We start from the raw sequence: 22,145 nt of genomic DNA, 5'->3' as shown, positions 1-22,145 counted from the left end.
AGTTTTGGTTCAATTATTTTGATATGTGTGTATTTTCTTTTTGCCATAATAAAAGCCCCCTCATGTAGTTCTATTATCCTACATAAGGGGGCTTTTTGTCATTGTCCGTTTTTACTGGTTCAGTTCACAGAGAGGCGCTTTTTTTATTGCAAAAAAGAGAGGAAAACAAATACGAAATGCTCTGCATGAAGGAATACATAATTGCGTGATGGTGTCTGTAGAAAACTATATGAAATGTGATATGGATAATTTGTATATTTTTTGTGTGTAAAAAATGTAAGTGTTATACAATTCGCATACAAAATAGAACGAAGTTGTTGTCATTAGAACAGAATTGTGTTTATATTAGTACAGCGAAACAAAAATAGAATAAGGTTCTATAAAATAGAACAAATGAAAGGAAGTGCTGCTATGTATTTACTGGTCATCAATCCAGGTGGTACATCAACAAAAGTTGCTGTTTATGAAGATAAGAAAGAGATCCTGAAAAAGAACATTACACATACAGGAGAAGATCTGAAACAGTTCCCTCATGTATTTGATGAATATGAATACCGCAAAAATATGATCGTTGATGTTCTGAAAGCAGAAGGATTTTCTCTGGATCAATTCGACTGCGTTGTAGGTAGAGGCGGTCTGATGAAAGCCATTCCAGGCGGTACTTATCGGGTAAACGACAGAATGGTGGAAGATCTGAAAAATGCCATCAATGGCGAACATGCTTCCAATCTGGGTGCAGTCATTGCAAGAAACATCGGTGATGAGATCGGCGTACCTTCCTTTGTTGTCGATCCTGTTTCTGTAGACGAAATGATTCCCGAAGCAAGAATCACAGGCATTTCTGATCTGGAAAAATTCAGCTGGTTCCATGCATTAAACCATAAGGTTGTTTCCAGAAAAGTCGCAGAAGATATGGGCGGTAAATATGAAGATTTCAATTTCATTGTAGCTCATCTTGGTTCCGGCATTTCCATCGTAGCCCATGAAAAAGGCAAAATGATTGACGGTAGTGGCGGCAGAACCGATGGTCCTTTCTCTCCGGAAAGAAGCGGTGGCTTGCTGGCATATCAGCTCATCGAACTTTGCTACTCCGGCAAGTATACCAGAGAGCAGATGGTTCGTAAAGTCAGCGCAGAAGGCGGTATGTATGATTATCTCGGCACCAAAGATGCCAGAGAAGTGGAAGAAAGAGCAGCAAACGGTGACGAAAAAGCAAAACTGATTTTGGATGCTTTCATCTATCAGGTTGCAAAAGAAATTGCTCTCTATGGCGCTTCTCTGAAAGGAAAAGTTGACCGTGTGATCTTTACAGGCGGCATTGCTTATTCCGAAAAAATCGTCCATGACGTATATGAAAAAGTTGTTTATCTGGCTCCCAAAGCCGTTGTTCCTGGTGAAATGGAAATGGAAGCTTTGGCACTTGGTGCCCTGCGTGTTCTGAGTGGTGAAGAAGAAGCGAAAGAGTATCTCTGATTTGATTGCTATTATCTCTGATTTGATTGCTATTATATAGGAAGAAAGGCGGTAAAAATATGCTGAAAAATTTTACGGATCTGCTGGAAAGAGTAAAATCTATCGAACCCAGAACAGTCAGTGTAGCAGTTGCTCAGGACGAAGCGGTTATGTCCGCAGTTCGTGACGCGGCAAAAATCGGCTTTATCAAACCTGTTTTGGTAGGGGATGGCACAAAAATCCGCGAGATTGGAGACAAGATCGGTTTTACAGATTATGAATTAGTAGATTGCCCCGATGAAGCAGAAGCAATGAAAAAAGCTGTGGAACTGGTAAGAAATAAAAAAGCCGATGTCCTGATGAAAGGGATTGTCAATACAGCAGTATATATGCGCGGCGTACTGAATAAAGAATACGGTCTGCGTACAGGCAACCTGCTGAGTCTGCTGGCAGTGTATGAACTGCCTCAGTACCACAAACTCATTTACTGCTCCGACAGCGGCATCAATGTAGCGCCTGATCTGGAGCAGAAAAAAGTCATCATGCGCAGTGCTTTGAATGCTATGAAGAATCTTGGTTTTGAAAATCCCAATGTAGCGATTCTGACAGCCAATGAAATGGTAGATCCGAAAGTAATTTCTACCGTTGACGCAGCAGCCCTGGTGGAAATGGTAAAGAAAGGAGAACTTCCTCCTTGTACCGCAGAAGGTCCCATTGCTTTCGACGTAGCTTTTGATAAACACGCTGCAGAACATAAAGGAATCGACAGCAAGATTGCCGGAGAAGTGGATCTGCTGATTTTCCCCAATATCGAAGCAGGCAACACCATGGGGAAATCCTGGCTGCAGTTTAATGGCGCAAAATGGGCAGGCATCGTTCTGGGAGCAGCAGCACCTGTTATTTTGGGCAGCCGTTCTGATACACCGGAAATCAAAATCAATTCCATTGCACTGGCATGTCTGGCAGCAGCGAAATAATATTGTGTATATATTAAGGAAGAATTTTGTGCGAAAAGCATTTATTTAGGAGGTAATGTTATGGGATATTCAATTCGTATGGACAGGGTAAAACCTTCCGCAATCAGAAGCGTGCAGAAAAGAATCGCAAGCAAACAGGGTGTCATTTCTTTTGCAGCGGGTCTGCCTGATCCAGATCTGTTCCCTATGGATGATCTGAAAAAATCCACCATGGAAATGATCGAAAAGAAAGGTAAACAGGCTTTCCGGTATGGTCTTTCCAAAGGTAATCCAGAACTGCTTCAGGTTTTGGCAGAAAGAATGCAGAGAAAAGAAGACGTAGATGCGAAACCGGAAAACATTGTTGTGACCACTGGTTCTCAGCAGGGTCTGGCAATGACAGCTATGCTGTTCCTGGATGAAGGCGCCATCGTTGTAGCAGAAAACCCTAGCTATCTGGGTGGTATCAATGCTTGCCGTCCTTATGGATGCAGCTTCTTGGGTGTAGATACCGATGAAGATGGCATTGTGATCTCTGATCTGGAACGTGTGCTGGCAGAAAATCCCAAAGTAAAACTGCTGTATGTGATTCCTAATTTCCAGAATCCTACTGGCAGAGCATGGAAACTGGAAAGAAGAAAACAGTTCATGGAAGTTATCAACCGCTATGATGTAGTTGTTATTGAAGACAATCCTTATGGCGAAATCCGTTTCAAAGGGGAACACATCCCTTGCCTGAAATCTATGGATACCATGGGCAAAGTCATTTATCTGGGCTCCTGCTCCAAAATCCTCTGTCCTGGTCTGCGCGTAGCATGGATTTGCGCAGCTCCTGAACATGCAGTGATGTACGAAAGACTGAAAGAAAGTCTGGACCTGCAGTGTAACGAATTTGCTCAGCTTCAGGTTGTAGAATATATGAAAAACTACGATGTGGAAGGACATATCCGCAAAATCCAGGCTGCTTATAAAGAAAAGTGCGATCTGATGCTGTCCTTGATGGAAGAAAACTTCCCCGCAAGCGTGAAATTTACACGCCCTGAAGGTGGTATGTTCATCTGGGTGGAACTGCCTGAAGGTCTGGATGCAGATGGCATTCTGGATGAAGCTGTAGAAGCAGGTGTAGCGTATATTCCCGGTGAGTTCTTCTATGCAAATGATGGTGCGAAAAATACAATGCGCCTGAATTTCACAACTGTATCAGAAGAACAGATCCGCAAAGGAATTGTTTTGTTGGCAGATGTATTGAAAAAACATGCTTGATATCTTTAGGAGGTAAGGATAGCAATAAGGAGGAATCAGGATGGAATTAGGTGACACTGGAAAGAGAAAACAACCGAATATCATTGTTGCCTTAGTACCTTTGATAACAGTCATTGTTTTGTTGGTGTGCTGTCAGCTGTTTTTAAACATTGAAATCCATTTTCCTTTGTTGTTGGGAACAATTGCAGGGGCACTGATTGGTGTATTTTATTTGAAGTACCCTTGGCATGAAATTGAAAAAGGAATTTTTGATTCAATTTACTCTGCAATGCAGCCGATTTTGATCACAGGGATCATTGGTTTTATCATTGGTGCATGGATTTCCGGCGGAATTGTACCAGCCATTGTATATTATGGGCTAAAAGTGTTATCACCTGATTTTTTCTTGGTCACTTCCATGGTGATTTGTTCATTGATAAGTATTGCCACCGGCAGTTCCTGGACAACTGCAGGGACTGTCGGGTTGGCATTGGTTGGTGTCGGTACTGGGTTGGGCATTCCGGCACCTATGGTGGCAGGTGCTGTCATTTCCGGCGCTTACTTTGGAGATAAAATGTCTCCTTTTTCAGAAACGACAAATCTTGCCCCTGCAATTGCTGGATCTACACTGTTTGATCATATCCGACATATGGCATATACAACGGGTACAAGCTATGTATTAGCAATGATTGGTTTTATGATTTTAAACAAAAATTATTCTGCTGATACAGTAGATGCAATAGAGATTCAAAAGATGTTGGAAGCTCTAGATACGCCTTTTGTCATTTCTCCACTTTTGATATTGCCTTTGGTATTCATTATTTTCATGGTTATTTTTAAAATTCCCGCGATTCCAGGTTTAATGTTAAGCGTATTTATGGGCGTGTTTTGTGCCATCTTTGTACAGGGACATGATATCAGTTCTGTGGGATATGCTTTGCAGTATGGTTATATCAGTGAGACCGGAAATGCCATGGTAGATGAATTGCTAACCCGCGGCGGTCTTCAGTCTATGATGTGGACATTATCGTTGATTTTATGTTCTTTGAGCTTTGGTGGGGTTATGAGCGTAACAGGTATGCTGGAAACCATTGCAAAGAATATCTTGAAATTTGCAAAAAGCGTTGGTTCTCTGATTTTTTCAACGATTTGTACCTGTATTTTTATGAATCTTGCATCTGGTGAACAATATCTGTCTTTATTGATCACAGGAAAAATGTTTCAAGAAGAATATGAAAAAAGGGGTTTGGCGCCACAAAATCTGTCCAGAGCGCTGGAAGATGGCGGGACTTTGACTTCTCCTTTGATTCCTTGGTGTACCTGTGCAGTGGCTATGAGCACATATTTAGGTGTTAATACACTGGATTATTTGCCTTACTGTCTTTTGAATTTGATTAATCCAGTGGTTTCAATCATTTTTGGATTTACAGGAATTGCGATTTTAAAAAGCAGTGATTTATCTGCAAAAAAAGAAAAATAAACATTTTGAGGAGGCGTATGTATGGAAAAGAAATCATTAAAGCTGCCAATTACTCTGTTGGTGCTGGGCGCATGTTGGTCCATCGTATATATCATTCCGTTTATCCAGTATATCTGGTATGATCCTTTTCAGCAATTTATGAATGCAACCAATACACAGATGGGTCTGTTGATTACGATCTATGGATTCGGGAATGTATTTGGCGCACCTATCGGTGGTTGGATTGCTGACCGATTCAACTATAAGTATATTTATGTAGGTTCCGTGCTTTTGAACGGTATTTTTACTCTTATTTTTGTAATGTATCCTACATATTTCATGGCTGTATTGATGTGGATTGGCTTTGCCATTGCCAGCCTGCTGATGAACTATCCAACACATATCAAGATGATCCGTGATTTGACAACAGACGAAAACCAGGGCAAAATCTTCGGTATGAATGAAACATGTATCGGTATTTTCAACATTGTTTTCAATGCGGTAATGATGGTTTTCTACATGAAATTTATGGAAGGCGTTGCAGGTCTGAAAGCAGCTATGATCAGTATTGCGGTACTTTCCTTTGTATTGACAGGAATTGCTATGATCGTATTGGATAATCCCAAAGAAAAAATTGCGGCAGAACGTGCGAAAAAAGCAGCAGAAGCAAAAGTAAAAAAGAAAACAAATGTGGTTGCTGACTTCTTGATGATTATGAAACAGCCTGCAACTTGGCTGGTTGCAATCTCTATCTTCGCAGTTTATTCCTTCCTGACAACATTGACTTATTTCACACCGTACTTCACAGATGTATTGGGTGTTGCAGTTACATTCTCCGGCGGCGTTGCGATTTTAAGACAGCATGGTATGACTCTGCTGGGCGCACCCATTGGCGGTATCCTGACTGATAAAGTGGGGTCTCCTTCCAAAGTGCTGTTGGGTGTATATGCAATTGGTATTTTGGGCTTAGGTTATCTGCTGGTTGCAGATGCAGGTGTAGCAGCACAGCTGCTGATTGCGCTGACATTGATTATGTCCGCAGCAGTATATATTGGACGCGGGGCTTATTATGCTACCATTACAGAAGCGGGTGTATCTAGAAACTTGACTGCATCTACAATTGGGATTGCAGCAGCGGTAGGTTTTTCTCCTGACCTGTTCCAGTTTACACTGTTTGGCTATTGGCTGGATACTTTAGGAACACAGGCATATACTTATATGTTTATCTTCCAGGCAGTCGTTCTGGTGATTGGCGCACTGGCAGCGCTGAAGATTCTGCATATCAAAAAGAAAAATTCTCAAAATGTGTGTGCAGTAGCAGAAGCAGAATAAATTGAATTTATTAATAGAATACAATGCGAAAAAAGACTTTTGTTTCATACAAAAGTCTTTTTCCTATCATATGTGCCCAAAGAAATCGAAAAAGTAAGGAGGTTTGTGTTATGGAATCTTATGATTTTTTGTTATTTGTTGCAATTATATTGCTTTCTACTAAAATATTCAGTTTGCTGTCCCAAAAGGTAAATATGCCACAGGTTGTTGGCGCATTATTGGTCGGGGTGTTATTGGGTCCGAGTTGTTTGAATATATTGCATGAAACGGATTTTTTGACGAAGTCGGCAGAAATCGGCGTAATCTTTTTGATGTTTTTGGCTGGCTTAGATACAGATTTTGATGACTTGAAAGCGACAGGAAAGTCTTCAGTGATCATTGCTTTTGTAGGGGTACTGATCCCATTGGGAAGTGGATTTTTAACATATTATCTATTTTTCCATGGTCAAAGACCAGATACAATGATTTTTTTGGAAAGTGCCTTTGTAGGTATCGTATTAACGGCAACATCTGTAAGTATTACCGTGGAAACTTTGCGCGAGATGGGCAAGTTAAAAGGCGAAATGGGAACATCGATCTTGGGTGCAGCCATTATTGACGATATTTTGGGCATTATTGCATTGACAGTGATAACCAGTTTCACAGTTCCCGGGGTAGAAATTATGGTGGTATTGCTGAAGATCTTATTGTTCTTTGTATTTATTGCAGTTTGCGGCTTTTTTGTATTTCGTCTGTTCCGCAAGTTGGAAATCGTATACGGAACGAAAAGAAGAGTGGCAATTTATGCTGTGGCATTTTGTTTGCTTCTGTCCTATATTTCAGAAGTTTATTTTGGAGTTGCAGATATTACAGGAGCCTATTTTGCAGGTTTGATCCTTTGCAATGTTACAGAAACAAAATCCTACATTGCTTCTAAAATCAATATCACATCTTATATGTTTTTTACCCCTATATTTTTTGCAAGCATTGGGATTAAGACTGTTATTACAGGAATGTCCCAAGAATTGATATTATTTACGCTTGCCTTGTTGATTGTTGCCATATTGTCTAAAATTGTTGGATGTGGTCTTGGGGCAAAAATTTGTGGCTTTTCCAACATGGATTCCCTTGCCATTGGCGTTGGAATGATTTCTCGTGGTGAGGTTGCACTGATTGTAGCACAAAAGGGGGAACAGGCAGGACTTATTTCGCCAACGTTATTCCCTGCCATCGTGTTGGTGGTTATCGTTACTACTTTGATAACGCCTATTCTTTTGAAAGCAGTTGTTTATATGAAGGAGCAAAAACAGGTGGATGCGATTGTAGCAAGGTGATGAAAAAGACACATAAAAAGGAATTGCAAAAGCAGACTGGATAAAATCATAGAAAAAAAGAAAGAAAGCTGGAATCCTTATAAACAAAGGTTTCTGGCTTTCTTTTTTATTAGGAGTTTATATGCTGTGTTTTTTGAAGAGCACTATCCCAATTCCTCTTACAGAAATTAGTGAAAATGCTGCTTTCCTAAATTAAAGCTTCTTTAGAATGCACCTTTTTGGGGATTTTGCTTGCCAAAAGGCAGAAATATGGTTATAATAAAACGGTTCATAATTTTGTAAACATTTCTTCACAATTTCGTAAAGGAGATGATTGTATGAAACGGCTGGTAGGTGTAGCCGTAACAGCACTGCTGTCTGTCAGTGTTTGTTTTACAGCCTTCGGGGCAGTTTCGACCAATGCTTCCCCTTGGGCAGTGCCTCATATGGAACAGGCATATTCTTTGCAATTGATTACAGCACCTTTGCTTCAGCAGGCACAGGATACCATGACAAGAGTAGAATTCAGTGAAATTGCGGTGGCTTTTTATGAAAAAGTAACAGGCACAACAGCGCCTATGCCGAAAGAAAATCCTTTTTCCGACTGCGATGAACCAGCAGCATTAAAAGCGTATGGGTTGGGCATCATTGCTGGTGTGGAACCTGGAACATTTGCGCCGGAAAATCCACTGACAAGAGAACAGATGGCAATCATGCTGGTGCGTACATTGGAAAAAGTTGGCGTTGATATGTCCCTGTATGCAAAGAAAAATCCATTTACAGATACCAAAAACATCAGCGCAACAACAGTATCTTATATTGATAAGGCGTATGGAGCTGGTTTGATTTCTGGCTATCAGAACGGAACATTTGCCCCCAAAAATACATTGAAAGTACAGGAAGCAGTCACTGCGTTTCTGAGTGCCTATACCTTTTATGAAGGCGTACAGAATGGCACTTCTGTACCCAAAGGCGACGCGGTAATGGCAAAAACAGTTACCATTAACGGTAAAGAGCTGACATTGGGACAGACAATTGAAGAAGTGCAGGCAACATTTGGCGCTCCCACACGAATTGACGAAACAGTCTATGGTTTGGATCGCTATATTTACGCAGGGGATGGATATTTCTGGGTGACATTTGAAAATGATGCTGCTGTGGAATTTTTCACACCATTCAGCAAGTTCCAGTATCAAGGGATTCAAGCTGGGACAGTGCTGAATGATGCATCTCATGTGGATAGCATCAGTAATGTGGATCATTGTGCAGTATTGAATGGGGAATATGCTTCTGCCAGAATTCCTCTGGATTATGAAAATCAGATTTGTGGATTGCTCCTGCAGACAAAGGAATTTGCATCAAAAGATGCCTTGACTGGTTCTTTGAGCGGTGCACAGAAAACTGACATTGAAAAAGAGCTGCTGGAAATCATCAATATCCAGAGACAAGAAGCGGGGCTGGCAGCCTTAACGGAAAACGAAGGCTTAGACCAGACTGCATCTGCCCATAGTACAGAAATGGTCAAAGAAAAATATTTTGATTATAAAAGCAAAGACGGAAAGACACCCTTCCAGCGTATGATGGAAAACAATGTGCAGTTCCATACTGCTTCGGAAGTCATTGCAACCACACGCGGTGATGTGGTGCAACTTTATACAGAATTGCTCCGTACTGCTGCGAAACACAACAGCATCATGGATAGCACCATGACACAGGCAGGTATTGGCGTTGCAAATGACGGCAAAGTCCTGTATCTGACCATTGATCTGTGTAACGGATAAAAAGCACTTTCAGTCATGAAGAAAAAGACCTCATTTTCCCATAGCAACTTCCCCTTAAGAAAACATTGATTTTCCTTTTTCTTGATTTCTTAAGGGAATTTGAGATGGCTGTCTTCATAAGAAAGCATAACAAATTAAATCTTCAAAAAATAAGAAAGCCAAAATCCTTTGTAATCATAAGGGTTTTTGGCTTTCTTTGTTTTCTTATGAAGATGCCCCTAATGAGGTTTTTTATATTTGAAAAGGCATTGCGATTCCATGGAAAGAAGTCACAATGCCTTTATTTATGTTGGAATATTACAGATTTTTGGGAGGTCTGGGACCTTCGAACTGGTAGTAGTCTGTTTTGATGCGACCATTGAACAGTTTCCGCTTCCGATCGGCTTTTCTGCCAAAGAGAGATTCAAAGTATTCCATGGAAGTGATAAGGTAAGTGGACCAAGTGGGGTTTTCCTTCATGATGCCACCCAAAGCACGGTACATGTTTTCCACTTCCTTCAATTCGCCGATACGTTCGCCATAAGGAGGGTTGGTAATCATGACGCCATATTTCCCGGGCAATACAATTTCCTGGCATGGTTTTACTTCAAAGGTGATGCAGTCATCCACGCCGGCTTTTTCCGCATTGGCTTTTGCCAGTTCAATGGCATCCGGGTCAATATCACTGCCGTAGATTTCGGGCATAACATCATAGTCGATTGCCTGATATGCTTCTACACGGGCTTTTTTCCACAGGTCTTTGCCAATGCGTTCCCATTCTTCAGAAGCAAATTTGCGATGGATACCGGGGGCAATGTTCCGGGCAATCATGGCAGCTTCAATGGGAATGGTGCCGGAACCGCAGAAAGGGTCCAGCAGAATACGGTTTTTCCGCCAGTAGCTAAGCTGGATCATGGCAGAAGCCAGTGTTTCTTTCAAAGGCGCATCCAGTGCGTTTGCACGGTATCCGCGCATGTGCAGACCGGAACCGCTGGTATCAATGGCAAGGGTAACAACGTCTTTCAAAATGCCTACCTGAATGGTGTAGGAGGCACCGGTTTCATCGAACCAGTCCGTGTGATAAGTTTGTTTCAGTTTTTCTACAACGGCTTTTTTGACGATTGCCTGACAGTCAGATACGCTGAACAGGGTAGATTTTACAGATTTACCGACAACAGTAAATTTGCCGTCCTCAGGAATCCAGTCTGCCCAGGGCAGTGCTTTTGTCTGGTCGAAAAGCTCTGTAAAAGTAACTGCCTTGAATGTACCCATTTTTACCCAGACACGTCCTGCACAGCGCAGCCACATGTTGGCTTTCACGATATCGGCTTCTGTGCCAGTAAATTCTACTTTCCCGTCAGATGTTTTGATATTTTCAAATCCAAGAGCCTGACATTCCCGTTTCACAACGGCTTCCAGACCGAATGTAGTTGTTGCGATCAAATTGATAGACATAGTAATTCTCCGTTTCATATCTGATTGTATTCTTACCTTATTATGATAAAGCACAGCAAAGGGGTGTGTCAAGGGCGGCACTGCCGGCTTTTCCGGGGAAAATGGTATGAATGCAGGAAAAATTCTTGAATTTCCATGGAAAACAAGATATGATAGTACAGATAAAACTTGAGCGGAAATGAGGTAAGATATGTATAAATTATTAAAAACTTGCGGCAGAGCAAAAAGAGGGGAATTCCATACTCCTCATGGTGTCATTCAAACACCGGTATTCATGAACGTAGGGACTATTGCAGCCATCAAAGGTGCCCTTTCCACAGAGGACTTGGAAAGAGTAAAATGTCAGGTGGAATTGTCCAATACTTATCATCTGCATGTGCGTCCTGGTGATGAGATCATCAAAAAACTAGGTGGTCTTCATAAATTTATGGTTTGGGACAAGCCCATTCTGACTGACTCCGGCGGATTTCAGGTGTTTTCCCTGACCACACTGCGGAAAATCACGGAAGAAGGCGTTTACTTCAGCTCCCATGTAGATGGCAGAAAAATCTTTATGGGTCCCGAAGAAAGCATGCGCATTCAGTCTAATCTGGGTTCTACCATTGCTATGGCATTCGATGAATGTATCGGTATTCCTGCGGAACGTACTTATGTAGAAAATTCCGTAGCCCGTACCACACGCTGGTTGGAACGCTGCAAAAAGGAAATGGCACGTCTGAACTCTCTGGATGATACCATCAATAAACAGCAGATGCTTTTCGGCATCAATCAGGGGGCAACTTATGAAGATATCCGTATTGAACATGCAAAGCGTATTGCAGAAATGGATCTGGATGGCTATGCCATCGGCGGTCTGGCAGTAGGGGAATCCCATGCGGAAATGTATCACATCATTGAAGAAGTGGTGCCTTATCTGCCTCAGAACAAACCTACCTATCTGATGGGTGTTGGCACACCGGAAAATATTCTGGAAGCGGTGGAACGTGGTGTGGACTTCTTTGACTGTGTACTGCCTTCCAGAAACGGTAGACATGCACACGTTTATACCAATGCAGGCAAACTGAATCTGATGAATGCAAAATATGAGCTGGATGAAAGACCCATCGACGAAACATGTACTTGTCCTGCTTGCTCCAGATATTCCAGAGCCTATATTCGTCATTTGTTCAAAGCAAAAGAAATGCTGGCAATGCGTCTGTGCGTTCTGCATAACCTGCATTTCTTCAATACTATGATGGAAGAAATCCGTCAGGCAATGGACGAAGACCGTTTCCCTGAGTATAAAAAACAAAAACTGGAAGGCTTTCGCAGAAACGGTATGTAAGAAGGCTTGACGTGTTTTCAAAACTCGGATATAATATTTTTACTGTGTTTTTCAGAATTTAACAACGTTAGGAGAGAAGGAAATGAACAGCTTAACAGCATTTTTGCTGGACGTCAGCACTACCGTTTCTTCCGGTAGCGGCGAAGCAGCAACACAGAGCACACAGCAGGCAAGCGGCGGCTTGTTTGGTAACATGAATGGCATCACACTGGTTATCTTCTACTGCGTAGCACTGGTAATTATTATGTATTTCCTGTCCTTCAGACCTACTCAGAAAAGAGAAAAGGCTCTGGCAGAACAGAGAAATGCGATTCAGATTGGTGACATGGTTGTAACAAATGCAGGGATGTACGGTAAAGTTGTTGACACAACTTACGACTGCTTCATCATCGAATTCGGTCTGAACAAAGGCGTGCGTGTTCCTGTTGCAAGAGGCGAAGTTTACGGCAAGAGAGAACCCAATATGACAAATGAAGCACCTCCTGAAGAAGAAAAGCCCAAGAAAAAAGGTCTTTTCAGAAGAGGCTAATGATTTTTTGAAAATCAAACTGGTAAAAATCAGCAGATGTGTTGCAAGAAAAAGCAATACATCTGCTTTTTTGTTTGTGTTATGACGACATATGTATTTTTGCAGAATGAATACAATATTCAATTTTTCAAAAATAATACATTTTTTTTGTATATAGTTTACAAAACGCGGGTATAGTCGGGTTATTTTATTGACAATAATGGATAGATATTGTAAACTGAAAACGGATATGTTGTCCATGTCATGGGCAATCATTCCTGTTTAGTCCAATTTTATAACAAGAAAGGGAGATCGACTATGAAGAAATTGCTTTCTCTGTTGCTGACTTCCGCTCTGACAGTTGCCGTGTTGGCAGGCTGTGGTGGCGGCGGCGACACAACAACCACTGAAACAGCAGATACTGGTGACGGAAAAGTTTACAATGTCTGCAACCTGGTAAATGGTAACCTGGGTGACAAATCTTTCTTTGACTCTGCAGAAGCAGGTCTGAAAGAACTGCAGGATGCCGGCAGAATTACTTACACAACCATTGAAATGGGCGGTACAACAGAAGATGAAGCAAAATGGCAGGGTTATTTGGATGAAGTTTCTGCTTCCGGCGAATATGACCTGATCGTTGTTGGTACTTTCCAGATGCCTGAATATCTGAAAAACGTATCCGAAAAATATCCTGATCAGAAATACCTGATCTATGATGACACAACATACGAACTGCCTAACGTAGTAAATCTGAGCTATGCACAGAACGACCTGGGTTACATGGTAGGTGCTTATGCAGCGGCTATGACAACAGCTACAGACGTTGAAAAAATCAACGAAGATGCAGTTATCGGTTTTGTTGGCGGCGTAGACAGCCCCGTAATCAACGACTTCCTGTATGGTTACATTCTGGGTGCACAGTCTATAAATCCTGACATCAAAGTTGATACAAGATATATTGGTAACTACATCGATCCTGCAAAAGGCAAAGAATTGGCAGAATCCATGATCAACGACAACAACTGTGATATCATCTGGGGTGTAGCTGGTAACGCTGGTAACGGCGCTGCAGAAGCATGTCTGGAAACAGGTAAAGCATATTTCATCGGCGTTGACTCTGACCAGGAATCCACATTCTCCGCTGAAATGGCTGCTATCACTCTGACATCCGGTCTGAAAAACATCGGTGACTCTCTGGTATGGTTCTTCGATGAATGGGATGCAGGCAACGAATACTGGGGTCAGCATATCCTGATCGGTATCAATGAAGGCGGCGTTGGTCTGGTAACAGACAAGAACTATGACAAGATTTCTCCTGACAGCGTAAAAGAAACAGTTGATGCAACTGTTGCAGCTGTTACAAACGGCGAAGTTGAAGTTCCTACTGCTATCGGCGATACAACAAACGCAGTTGTAGAACTGAGAGAATCTGTAAGACCTTAATTTCATACGAAACCATAAGTTCGCTGAAAAATCATCAAAAACTAAGGGGGCTGAACAGCCCCCTTTTTTTTCATAGTACCTCTGCAGATTGAAAAAATCTTTTAGTTGCCCAGTGCAGAAAAGACTTTTTGAAGATGCAGAATCTTTGCCAATGATGCAGACGATATAGAAGGAGGGGACCCGATTATGGCTGACAATGAATACGTTGTGCAAATGAAGGGAATTACCAAGGTTTATCCCAATGGTATTGCTGCCAATCAGGGTGTTGATTTTAACGTCAAACGAGGAGAAATTCATGCTCTGATGGGCGAAAATGGTGCGGGTAAATCCACACTGATGAAAATGCTGTTCGGTTTGGAACAGCCCACAGAAGGTGAAATTTATGTAAATGGAGAAAAAGTTTCTCTCACATCACCTACTGTAGCGATTTCCAAAGGAATCGGTATGGTACATCAGCACTTTATGCTGGTACCCAATCTGACCGTAGCGGAAAATATGGTCCTGGGCATGGAACCGAAACATAAGGGTATGTTTATGGACTATAAGAAAGCTGTTGAGATTACGGAAGAATATGCGAAAAAGTATAATCTGCATGTAGATCCCAATGCGAAAGTCAGAGATATCCCTGTAGGGATGAAACAGAAAGTAGAAATTTTGAAAGCACTGGTACGTGGTGCGAAAATCCTGATCCTGGACGAACCCACAGCGGTATTGACTACACAGGAAACAGAAGAACTGTTCAAAGAACTGATTCACTTAAAAGAACAGGGTTACACCATGATCTTTATTTCTCATAAGCTCCATGAAATCAAGCAGATCACAGACCGCTTGACTATCATGCGCAGCGGGAAATCCATGGGTGTTTACCAGACAGCGGATATTTCCAAAGAAGAAATTTCTCGACTGATGGTTGGTCGTGATGTTATCCTGACAGTGGAAAAAGATCAGGCACAGCCCACAGACGTGGTACTTCGTGTACGTGATTTGGAATATACCAATGAATGGAATAAGAAAATGCTCAATAAGCTTTCCTTTGACGTGCGCAAAGGCGAAATTCTGGGGATTGCCGGCGTAGAAGGCAATGGTCAGAGAGAACTGGTAGATATGCTGTTCAATCTGAATACTCCTGATAGCGGTACTGCTACCGTAAACGGTCAGAGCGTCATTGGTCAGCCTCAGCGTAAGATTCGTGATCTGGGCGTTTCCCTGATTCCAGAAGACCGTATGACATTCGGTATGGCTGGAACAGCAACCATTGAAGAAAACCTTATGAGTGACCGTTCTGCTGATAAGAAATACAACAATGGTCCTTTGTTCAACATGAAGAAAATGCATGAGGACAGTGACCAGCTCATCAAAGACTATAAAGTCCTTTGTAAGAGCAGAAATCAGCAGGTAGGCATGCTTTCCGGTGGTAACATTCAGAAAGTTGTCGTAGCAAGAGAATTCTCCGCAGACCCTATTTTGATCATTGCCGACCAGCCTACACGAGGCATTGACGTCGGCGCTACAGAATTCATTCGGAAAAAACTGGTAGAACTGAGCCGTGCAGGCGCAGCTGTTTTGCTGGTATCTGCCGACCTGAATGAAGTTATGGAATTGTCTGATAGCTTGATCATTATGTACAATGGCGGCATCGCAGCATATTTTGAAGATACAACATCTCTGACTGACGCAGTCATGGGTGAATATATGCTGGGCTTGAAACAGCAGAGCGATGAAGAAGTAAGGAGGGTTCAGCATGGGGAATAAACAAAAGCTGAAGTTTGAATTCATGCGCGGCTTTGTGGCCATTGCCATTGCCATTGCCGTAGCATTCATATTTATTTTCATTTGTGCGGATGATCCGGCAAAAGCGCTGAACTGTTTGCTGATTCGTCCTATCATCAGCAATGGCGCATTGAACGTTTCATCTATTTTAACAATTTTGGGACGTATGACACCCATTATCTTTACTGGTCTGGCGGTTTGCGTTATGTTCTCTGCAAACCAGTTCAACCTTGCAGGTGAAGGTACTGTAATGGCAGGCGGTTTCGTAGCAGCTCTGCTGGCAATTTATGTACCTATGGCAGCTGGTCTGCATCCAGTAGTATGTATCCTGGTTGGCGCTGTTGTAGGTGGTCTGCTGATGCTGATCCCTGCTATCGCGAAAGTGAAACTGAATGCCAGTGAAATGGTTTGCTCCCTGATGCTGAACTACGTTGTGTTGTATGTTATCATGCACTTCCTGAGCAACGTATTTGCAGACAGAAGCCAGGGCTCTACACAGACATATCCTTTCCTGGAAACAGCAAAGGTTGCAAAAATGGTACCCGGTACAGAACTGACATGGGGCTTTGTCATTGCGATCATTGCAACAATCCTGGTAGGTTTCTTCATGTATCGTACACGTTGGGGCTACACCATCCGTATGATCGGTATCAATGAATCTTTCTCCAAATACTCCGGTATGAGAGTTGGTGGCGTAATTGTCCTTTCTCAGGTAATCGGCGGCGCACTGAGTGGTATGGGCGGTGCCATCGAAGTATTGGGCAGATACAACACATTCCTGTGGAAAGATCTGCCTGGCTATGGTTGGACAGGTATCACCGTTGCTATTCTGGCAAAGAACAATCCTCTGGCAATTCCTTTTGCAGCATTGTTCATTGCATATCTGAACCGTGGTTGTGAATTGATGTCTATTTATGCAGGCGTACCTGCGGAAATGATCGATATTATCCAGGCAGTTATCTTCCTGTTCTTCGCGGCTGAACAGTTCATGTCCAAGACAAGACAGAAGATGGTTGTTAAGGAAACAAAAGAAGAACTTGCAAAAAAACAGCAGGAAGCAGCAGTGGAAGGGGGTAACGCATAATGTTGGAACAGATTTTTAGCATGATTTTCACAACAAGCTTTGGTTACTCTATTATCCGTATCACATCTCCCATTCTGTTTGCAGCTCTTGCAGCAGTCGTAGCAGAAAAAGCCGGTGTTACTAACATCGGTTTGGAAGGTATTATGATGATCTCCGCACTGTTTGGCGTATTGTTTGCTTACTGGACAAGCTATTGGTGGGTAGGCGTCATTGGTGCAGTTGTGGTAGGTATCATTTTGGCATTGATCATTGGTATCTTTGCTTTGAAATTAAAAACAGATATTATCCTTGCCGGGATCGCCATCAACTTGGTTGGTTCAGGCGGTACCATTTTCTTGCTGTACCTGTTCACAGGTCTGAAAGGGAACACAGCCAGCCTGACAACACCTGGTATGCTGACACCTAAGATTGATATTCCTATTTTGGAAAGCATCCCTGTTTTGGGACCTATTTTCTCTGGTCATTCCATTTTGACTTATGTGGCATTCATTCTGGTTTTCCTGGTTTGGGTGCTGCTGTATAAAACAGCTATTGGTCTGCAGATTCGTGCTGTAGGTGAAAACTCCAATGCGGCAGACAGCGTTGGTATCAGTGTATTGAAAATCCAGTATATCGCACTGGGTATCTCCGGTGCTCTGTCCGGTTTGGGCGGCGCTTATATGTCCATGTACTACTCTCAGAGCTGGAATACTGGTATCGTTGCTGGTCGTGGTTTCATCGCTCTGGCTGCACAGGCTATGGGACAAGGGGAACCTCTTGGCACTATGTTTGCATCCCTGTTCTTCGGTTTTGCCAGCGCTCTTGGCAATAAGATGGAAGGTATGCAGGGCTTCTCTTCCTTCCTGGTATCCGCAATTCCTTATGTGGCAACCATCATTGGTTTGATCTTGTATGCGGCAACACAGGTAAGACGTGTAAAACGTGTGAAAAATAACGGAAAAAAGAAAAACGCAGAAGCAAAATAATTTGAAATGACATTGTTTCTGGAAAAAGTCGGAACGTTTTACGCTCCGGCTTTTTCAAAAGAAAAAAATATATGTGGAGGAAAAATTATGAAAAGAATTCCCATTATTCTGGATGGCGATCCGGGACATGATGACGCAATTGCATGGGTTCTTGCAAAAGGCAGCCCTATGCTGGATATCCGTGGTGTTACATCTGTATGCGGCAATCAGACCATCGAAAAAACAACATATAATGCACAGCGTATCTGTACATTGATTGATTTACATGTACCTACTGCAATGGGACGGGTTAGACCTCTGATTTCTGATCCTATCATTGCACCTACAGTGCATGGGGAAAGCGGTCTGGATGGTCCAGCATTGCCGGAACCCGATTTTGAACTGGAAGATATGGATGCAGTAACACTGATGGCAAAACTGATTCAGGAAAGTGATGAACCGATTACACTGGTTCCCACTGGTCCTTTGACAAACGTTGCTGCATTGCTGATGGCATATCCTGAACTGAAAGAAAAGATTGCTAGAATTTCCCTTATGGGCGGCGGCGTGCAGTATGGTAACTGGACACCTGCGGCAGAATTTAATATTCTGGTTGACCCGGAAGCGGCAGCCGTTGTCTTTGAATCCGGTATTCCTATCATTATGGCAGGTCTGGATGTTACAGAAAAAGCAATGATCTTCCCGGAAGACTTTGAACGGATTCGTGCCCTTGGTAACCATGTAGCGGTTATCGTAGCGGACTGGTTGGAATTCTTCTATCAGTTCCATAGAAGCCTTGGCTACGAAGGTGCACCCGTACATGATGCCGTTGCAGTGGCAGCACTTCTGCGTCCCGAAATCATGGAATCTCAGGATCTGTATGTGCAGGTAGAAACTGCAGGAGATTTCTGTAAAGGTGCTACAGTGGCAGACTTTAACGGCGCTCTTGGCAAAGCACCTAACGCAAAAGTGTTGATGGGTATTGACCGTCAGGCTTTTGTAGACTTGTTGGTAGAAGCAATTGCAACTTATGGGGAGGGAAAAGCATGAATCGGATACCTGTAATCATTGACTGTGATCCCGGTGTGGACGATACCGCAGCGCTGCTGCTGGCGTGCCAGATGCCGGAATTGGATATTCGCGCAGTAACAACTGTAGCGGGAAATGTTGGACTGGATAAAACAACAGCCAACGCAAAACGTGTACGCCGTGTGATTGGTGCGGATTTTCCCATTTACCGCGGCGCAGATAAGCCTATGTTCCGTGAACTGCATACAGCGGCAGAATTCCACGGCGCAGATGGTTTTGGCGGTGTAGAACTTCCTATTCCTGACGATGTTTTGCCGGAAGAAAAAGCATGGGATGCTATTTATCGTATCGCCAAAGAATTGAATGGGGAACTGGTGCTCATTGCTGTTGGTCCTATGACCAATGTGGGAATTGCTCTGGCAAAATATAAAGAACTGCATAAGCTTATCAAAAAGATTGTTATCATGGGCGGTGCTGCCATTGGCGGCAATGTGACTCCTGCGGCAGAATTCAACATTTATGTTGACCCAGAAGCAGCAGATATGATGTTCTGCAGTGGTATTCCTGTACATATGTGTGGGCTGGATGTGACGATGAAAGCTTATGCAACCAAGGATGAGCTGGAAGAGATTGCGGCATTTGGCACTCCTCAGGCAAAGCTGTTCCATGATGTCCTGCAGAAAGGTCTGGAAAAATATATCGGTTGGGGCAGAGCAGGTGTTGCGCTCCACGATCCCGCAGCAGTGCTTTATACCGTTTATCCCGAAATGTTCACAGCAGAAGAAGCTGGCGTACGTGTGGAAACAAAGGGTCCTTTGACTGTTGGCAAAACAGTGACAGACCTTTACAGCGATAAACAGTTTGACGATCATAATGCTTTTGTGGTAACAAATGTAGACAGAGAAGCTTTTATCGGAAAAATCAAAGAATTGATCAAAAAATATTGAGATGGAGCGGTCTTCTGCATGGAAGACCGCTTTTTGCATCTGATAGGAGGAGATTTTCTATGAAAAAAATTGGGTTTATTGGTATTGGTGTTATGGGATGTGCCATGGCATCTAATTTGATGAAAAAAGGATATGAATTGACCGTTTATACAAGAACGAAACAGAAGGCGGAAGTCCTGCTGGAAAAAGGCGCAAAATGGTGTGATACAGCAGCGGACTGCGCCAAAGGGCAGGATGCAGTGATTACTATGGTTGGATTTCCCAATGATGTGGAAGAAGTTTATTTTGGCGAAAGCGGAATTTTTTCTGCAGCGGAAGAAGGAACTTATCTCATTGATATGACAACAACGAGCCCGAAGCTGTCTGTGAAGATTTACAACGCAGCAAAGGAAAGAAAAATGCACGCATTGGATGCGCCTGTCAGCGGCGGCGATACTGGTGCAAAAAATGGTACTTTGTCCATTATGGTTGGTGGCGATCGGGAAGCCTTTGATGCATGCCACGACATTTTTGCCGCTATGGGTACAAACATCATTTATGAAGGTCCCGCTGGATGTGGTCAGCATACAAAAATGGCGAACCAGATTGCATTGGGCGGTGCTATTTCCGGTGTATGCGAAGCGCTGGCTTATGCGAAAGCGGTTGGCTTAGATCAGCAGACCATGCTGGACAGCATTTCCGCAGGGGCAGCCGGCAGCTGGCAGATGACCAATATGGCACCACGGATTTTAAAAGGTGACGATGCACCTGGATTTTACATCAAGCATTACATCAAAGATATGCGCATTGCAGTAGAAGAAAGTCAGGAAGTACATCTGGATTTGAAAATGCTGAATTCTGTTTTGGAAATGTATGAAAAATTGGCAGAATCCGGCATGGCAAATCTTGGTACTCAGGCACTTTATCATTACTACGGAGAAGAAAAGTAAGATTTTTGTCAGGGATTGTTTGCTTTTTTTGAAAAGAAAGATATGTTATAATCAAATTAGAAAATGATTGCCATTGGCATTTGAAAATGTGACAGAATTCGATAGGGGGGAATTCTATGGATACGAGCTCAATCTTTGGTTTCATCGTAGCACTTTATGCGTCTTTGACAACCTGTGCTGTTCCGCCATCAGATTTGCCTGCACAGCAGCAGGAACAGACAGCAGTTTTGGCAGAACAGGAAACACAGGAGCCGGCAGAACCGGAAGTGCAGCCCATTTATGATCCTGTTGCAACACCAAAACAGCCTACAGTAAATGCGGCAAATGTAGGTTACAATGACAAAAAATCCTGGTGGTTCCGCAGAAATGCTGACCATTTGCCGCCTTCTGCACAGGATGAAATTGCCATTGGGAATTATGATGCTTATTACCTGGGAGATACCCAGCACAAAGTTATTTATCTGACTTTTGATGAAGGATACGAAAATGGGTATACTTCTAAAATTCTGGACATTCTGAAAGCCAATGATGTGAAAGCGGCATTTTTTGTTACAAAAAGCTATATGGAAGACCAGCCTGAATTGGTGAAACGAATGGTCGCAGAAGGGCATATTGTGGGAAACCATTCTGTGTCCCATCCCAATATGTCCGACTTGAGCAATGAACAGATTTTGGCAGAACTCAATGGCTGTGCAGCGTATTATAAAGAATTGACAGGTCAGGAAATGCCCAAGTATTTCCGTCCGCCAGAAGGCGTTTACAGCATCCGTTCTTTGGAACAGACAAAGGCAGCAGGATATAAAACCATTTTCTGGAGTTTTGCCTATAATGACTGGGACCCTGCCAATCAGCCGGGCACACAGGCAGCCTATGATATGGTTATGAACAATTATCATAATGGTAGCATTATGCTGCTCCATGCGGTTTCTCAATCCAATACGGAAGCGTTGGATCAGATTTTGAAAGACCTGAAGGCAAAGGGGTATGTATTCCAGACATTGGATCAGCTTCCCCCTGCCACATCCATCGGTCAGTGATGTTTTGATGTAATAGAATTCGTTATAAGAAAATAAATAAAGCTGGAATCCTTTTTGAACTGAACCCCATTTGTTAGACAGTATGATATACTGAATAACAAGTGGGGTGATTTTTATGCCAAAAGGAGTACCAAATAAACGATATACACCAGAATTCAAGAAAATGGTAATAGAAACTATGC

Annotated in this window: 18 protein-coding genes; 17 read left to right on the top strand and 1 reads right to left on the bottom strand. The window is 42.7% G+C overall.

From position 1 onward, the window contains the following. The first annotated feature begins 411 nt into the window (after positions 1 to 411). The 7 genes from buk to INF29_RS10145 all read left to right on the top strand — a co-directional run bounded on the left by buk (position 412) and on the right by INF29_RS10145 (position 9,514). Entirely contained in the window at positions 412 to 1,473 is a 1,062-nt protein-coding gene (gene buk / locus INF29_RS10175) for a butyrate kinase (RefSeq protein WP_193486411.1), read from the top strand. 59 nt (positions 1,474 to 1,532) lie between these two features. After that, positions 1,533 to 2,429 (top strand): phosphate acyltransferase, encoded by an 897-nt coding sequence (locus tag INF29_RS10170; protein WP_193486409.1) that lies wholly within the window; start codon positions 1,533 to 1,535, stop codon positions 2,427 to 2,429. Positions 2,430 to 2,489: 60 nt separating this feature from the next. Next, positions 2,490 to 3,671 (top strand): aminotransferase-like domain-containing protein, encoded by a 1,182-nt coding sequence (locus tag INF29_RS10165; protein ID WP_193486407.1) that lies wholly within the window; start codon positions 2,490 to 2,492, stop codon positions 3,669 to 3,671. 40 nt (positions 3,672 to 3,711) lie between these two features. Next, positions 3,712 to 5,130, top strand: coding sequence for a Na+/H+ antiporter NhaC (nhaC, locus tag INF29_RS10160; RefSeq protein ID WP_193486405.1), 1,419 nt, complete (start codon positions 3,712 to 3,714; stop codon positions 5,128 to 5,130). Positions 5,131 to 5,151: 21 nt separating this feature from the next. Then, positions 5,152 to 6,441, top strand: coding sequence for an MFS transporter (locus INF29_RS10155; RefSeq protein WP_087989798.1), 1,290 nt, complete (start codon positions 5,152 to 5,154; stop codon positions 6,439 to 6,441). A 110-nt stretch (positions 6,442 to 6,551) separates the two neighbouring features. After that, positions 6,552 to 7,754, top strand: a complete 1,203-nt coding sequence (locus tag INF29_RS10150; protein ID WP_193486403.1) for a cation:proton antiporter — start codon at positions 6,552 to 6,554, stop codon at positions 7,752 to 7,754. Between the two features lie 317 nt (positions 7,755 to 8,071). Then, positions 8,072 to 9,514 carry an S-layer homology domain-containing protein gene (locus INF29_RS10145; protein WP_193486402.1) on the top strand — a complete coding sequence of 481 codons (1,443 nt, stop codon included), beginning with the start codon at positions 8,072 to 8,074 and terminating at the stop codon, positions 9,512 to 9,514. Between the two features lie 297 nt (positions 9,515 to 9,811). On the opposite strand, the gene INF29_RS10140 is transcribed toward INF29_RS10145, so the two are convergent. Beyond that, a complete protein-coding gene (locus INF29_RS10140) occupies positions 9,812 to 10,948 on the bottom strand; it encodes a THUMP domain-containing class I SAM-dependent RNA methyltransferase (protein ID WP_072851434.1) in 1,137 nt (378 codons plus the stop codon). A 190-nt stretch (positions 10,949 to 11,138) separates the two neighbouring features. Between INF29_RS10140 and tgt the strand changes: the two genes are divergently transcribed. From tgt to pdaA, 10 genes are all read left to right on the top strand, one after another. Next, positions 11,139 to 12,272: a tRNA guanosine(34) transglycosylase Tgt gene (tgt, locus tag INF29_RS10135; protein ID WP_191344491.1), complete on the top strand. Its 1,134-nt coding sequence runs from the start codon at positions 11,139 to 11,141 to the stop codon at positions 12,270 to 12,272. An 82-nt stretch (positions 12,273 to 12,354) separates the two neighbouring features. Next, positions 12,355 to 12,801 carry a preprotein translocase subunit YajC gene (gene yajC, locus INF29_RS10130; RefSeq protein WP_072851438.1) on the top strand — a complete coding sequence of 149 codons (447 nt, stop codon included), beginning with the start codon at positions 12,355 to 12,357 and terminating at the stop codon, positions 12,799 to 12,801. A 297-nt stretch (positions 12,802 to 13,098) separates the two neighbouring features. Further along, positions 13,099 to 14,223: a BMP family ABC transporter substrate-binding protein gene (locus INF29_RS10125; protein ID WP_191344490.1), complete on the top strand. Its 1,125-nt coding sequence runs from the start codon at positions 13,099 to 13,101 to the stop codon at positions 14,221 to 14,223. 186 nt (positions 14,224 to 14,409) lie between these two features. Further along, positions 14,410 to 15,975 (top strand): ABC transporter ATP-binding protein, encoded by a 1,566-nt coding sequence (locus INF29_RS10120; protein ID WP_087990217.1) that lies wholly within the window; start codon positions 14,410 to 14,412, stop codon positions 15,973 to 15,975. After that, entirely contained in the window at positions 15,965 to 17,077 is a 1,113-nt protein-coding gene (locus tag INF29_RS10115; RefSeq protein ID WP_193486399.1) for an ABC transporter permease, read from the top strand. Before INF29_RS10120 ends, INF29_RS10115 begins: the two co-directional genes overlap by 11 nt. Next, positions 17,077 to 18,042 carry an ABC transporter permease gene (locus tag INF29_RS10110; RefSeq protein ID WP_191344488.1) on the top strand — a complete coding sequence of 322 codons (966 nt, stop codon included), beginning with the start codon at positions 17,077 to 17,079 and terminating at the stop codon, positions 18,040 to 18,042. The genes INF29_RS10115 and INF29_RS10110 overlap by 1 nt, the downstream gene beginning before the upstream one ends. A gap of 87 nt (positions 18,043 to 18,129) precedes the next feature. Further along, positions 18,130 to 19,071: a nucleoside hydrolase gene (locus tag INF29_RS10105; protein WP_193486397.1), complete on the top strand. Its 942-nt coding sequence runs from the start codon at positions 18,130 to 18,132 to the stop codon at positions 19,069 to 19,071. After that, positions 19,068 to 19,997 carry a nucleoside hydrolase gene (locus tag INF29_RS10100; RefSeq protein WP_193486395.1) on the top strand — a complete coding sequence of 310 codons (930 nt, stop codon included), beginning with the start codon at positions 19,068 to 19,070 and terminating at the stop codon, positions 19,995 to 19,997. The genes INF29_RS10105 and INF29_RS10100 overlap by 4 nt, the downstream gene beginning before the upstream one ends. A gap of 59 nt (positions 19,998 to 20,056) precedes the next feature. Continuing rightward, positions 20,057 to 20,926 (top strand): NAD(P)-dependent oxidoreductase, encoded by an 870-nt coding sequence (locus INF29_RS10095; protein ID WP_072851453.1) that lies wholly within the window; start codon positions 20,057 to 20,059, stop codon positions 20,924 to 20,926. Positions 20,927 to 21,042: 116 nt separating this feature from the next. Next, entirely contained in the window at positions 21,043 to 21,963 is a 921-nt protein-coding gene (gene pdaA, locus INF29_RS10090) for a delta-lactam-biosynthetic de-N-acetylase (protein ID WP_193486393.1), read from the top strand. Positions 21,964 to 22,145: the final 182 nt, after the last annotated feature.

This window comes from Anaerotignum lactatifermentans, from assembly GCF_014982935.1.
GTDB lineage: Bacteria > Bacillota > Clostridia > Lachnospirales > Anaerotignaceae > Anaerotignum > Anaerotignum lactatifermentans.
Note: the sequence above shows the minus strand (reverse complement) of the source record. Positions and strands in the feature narration are given on the sequence as shown.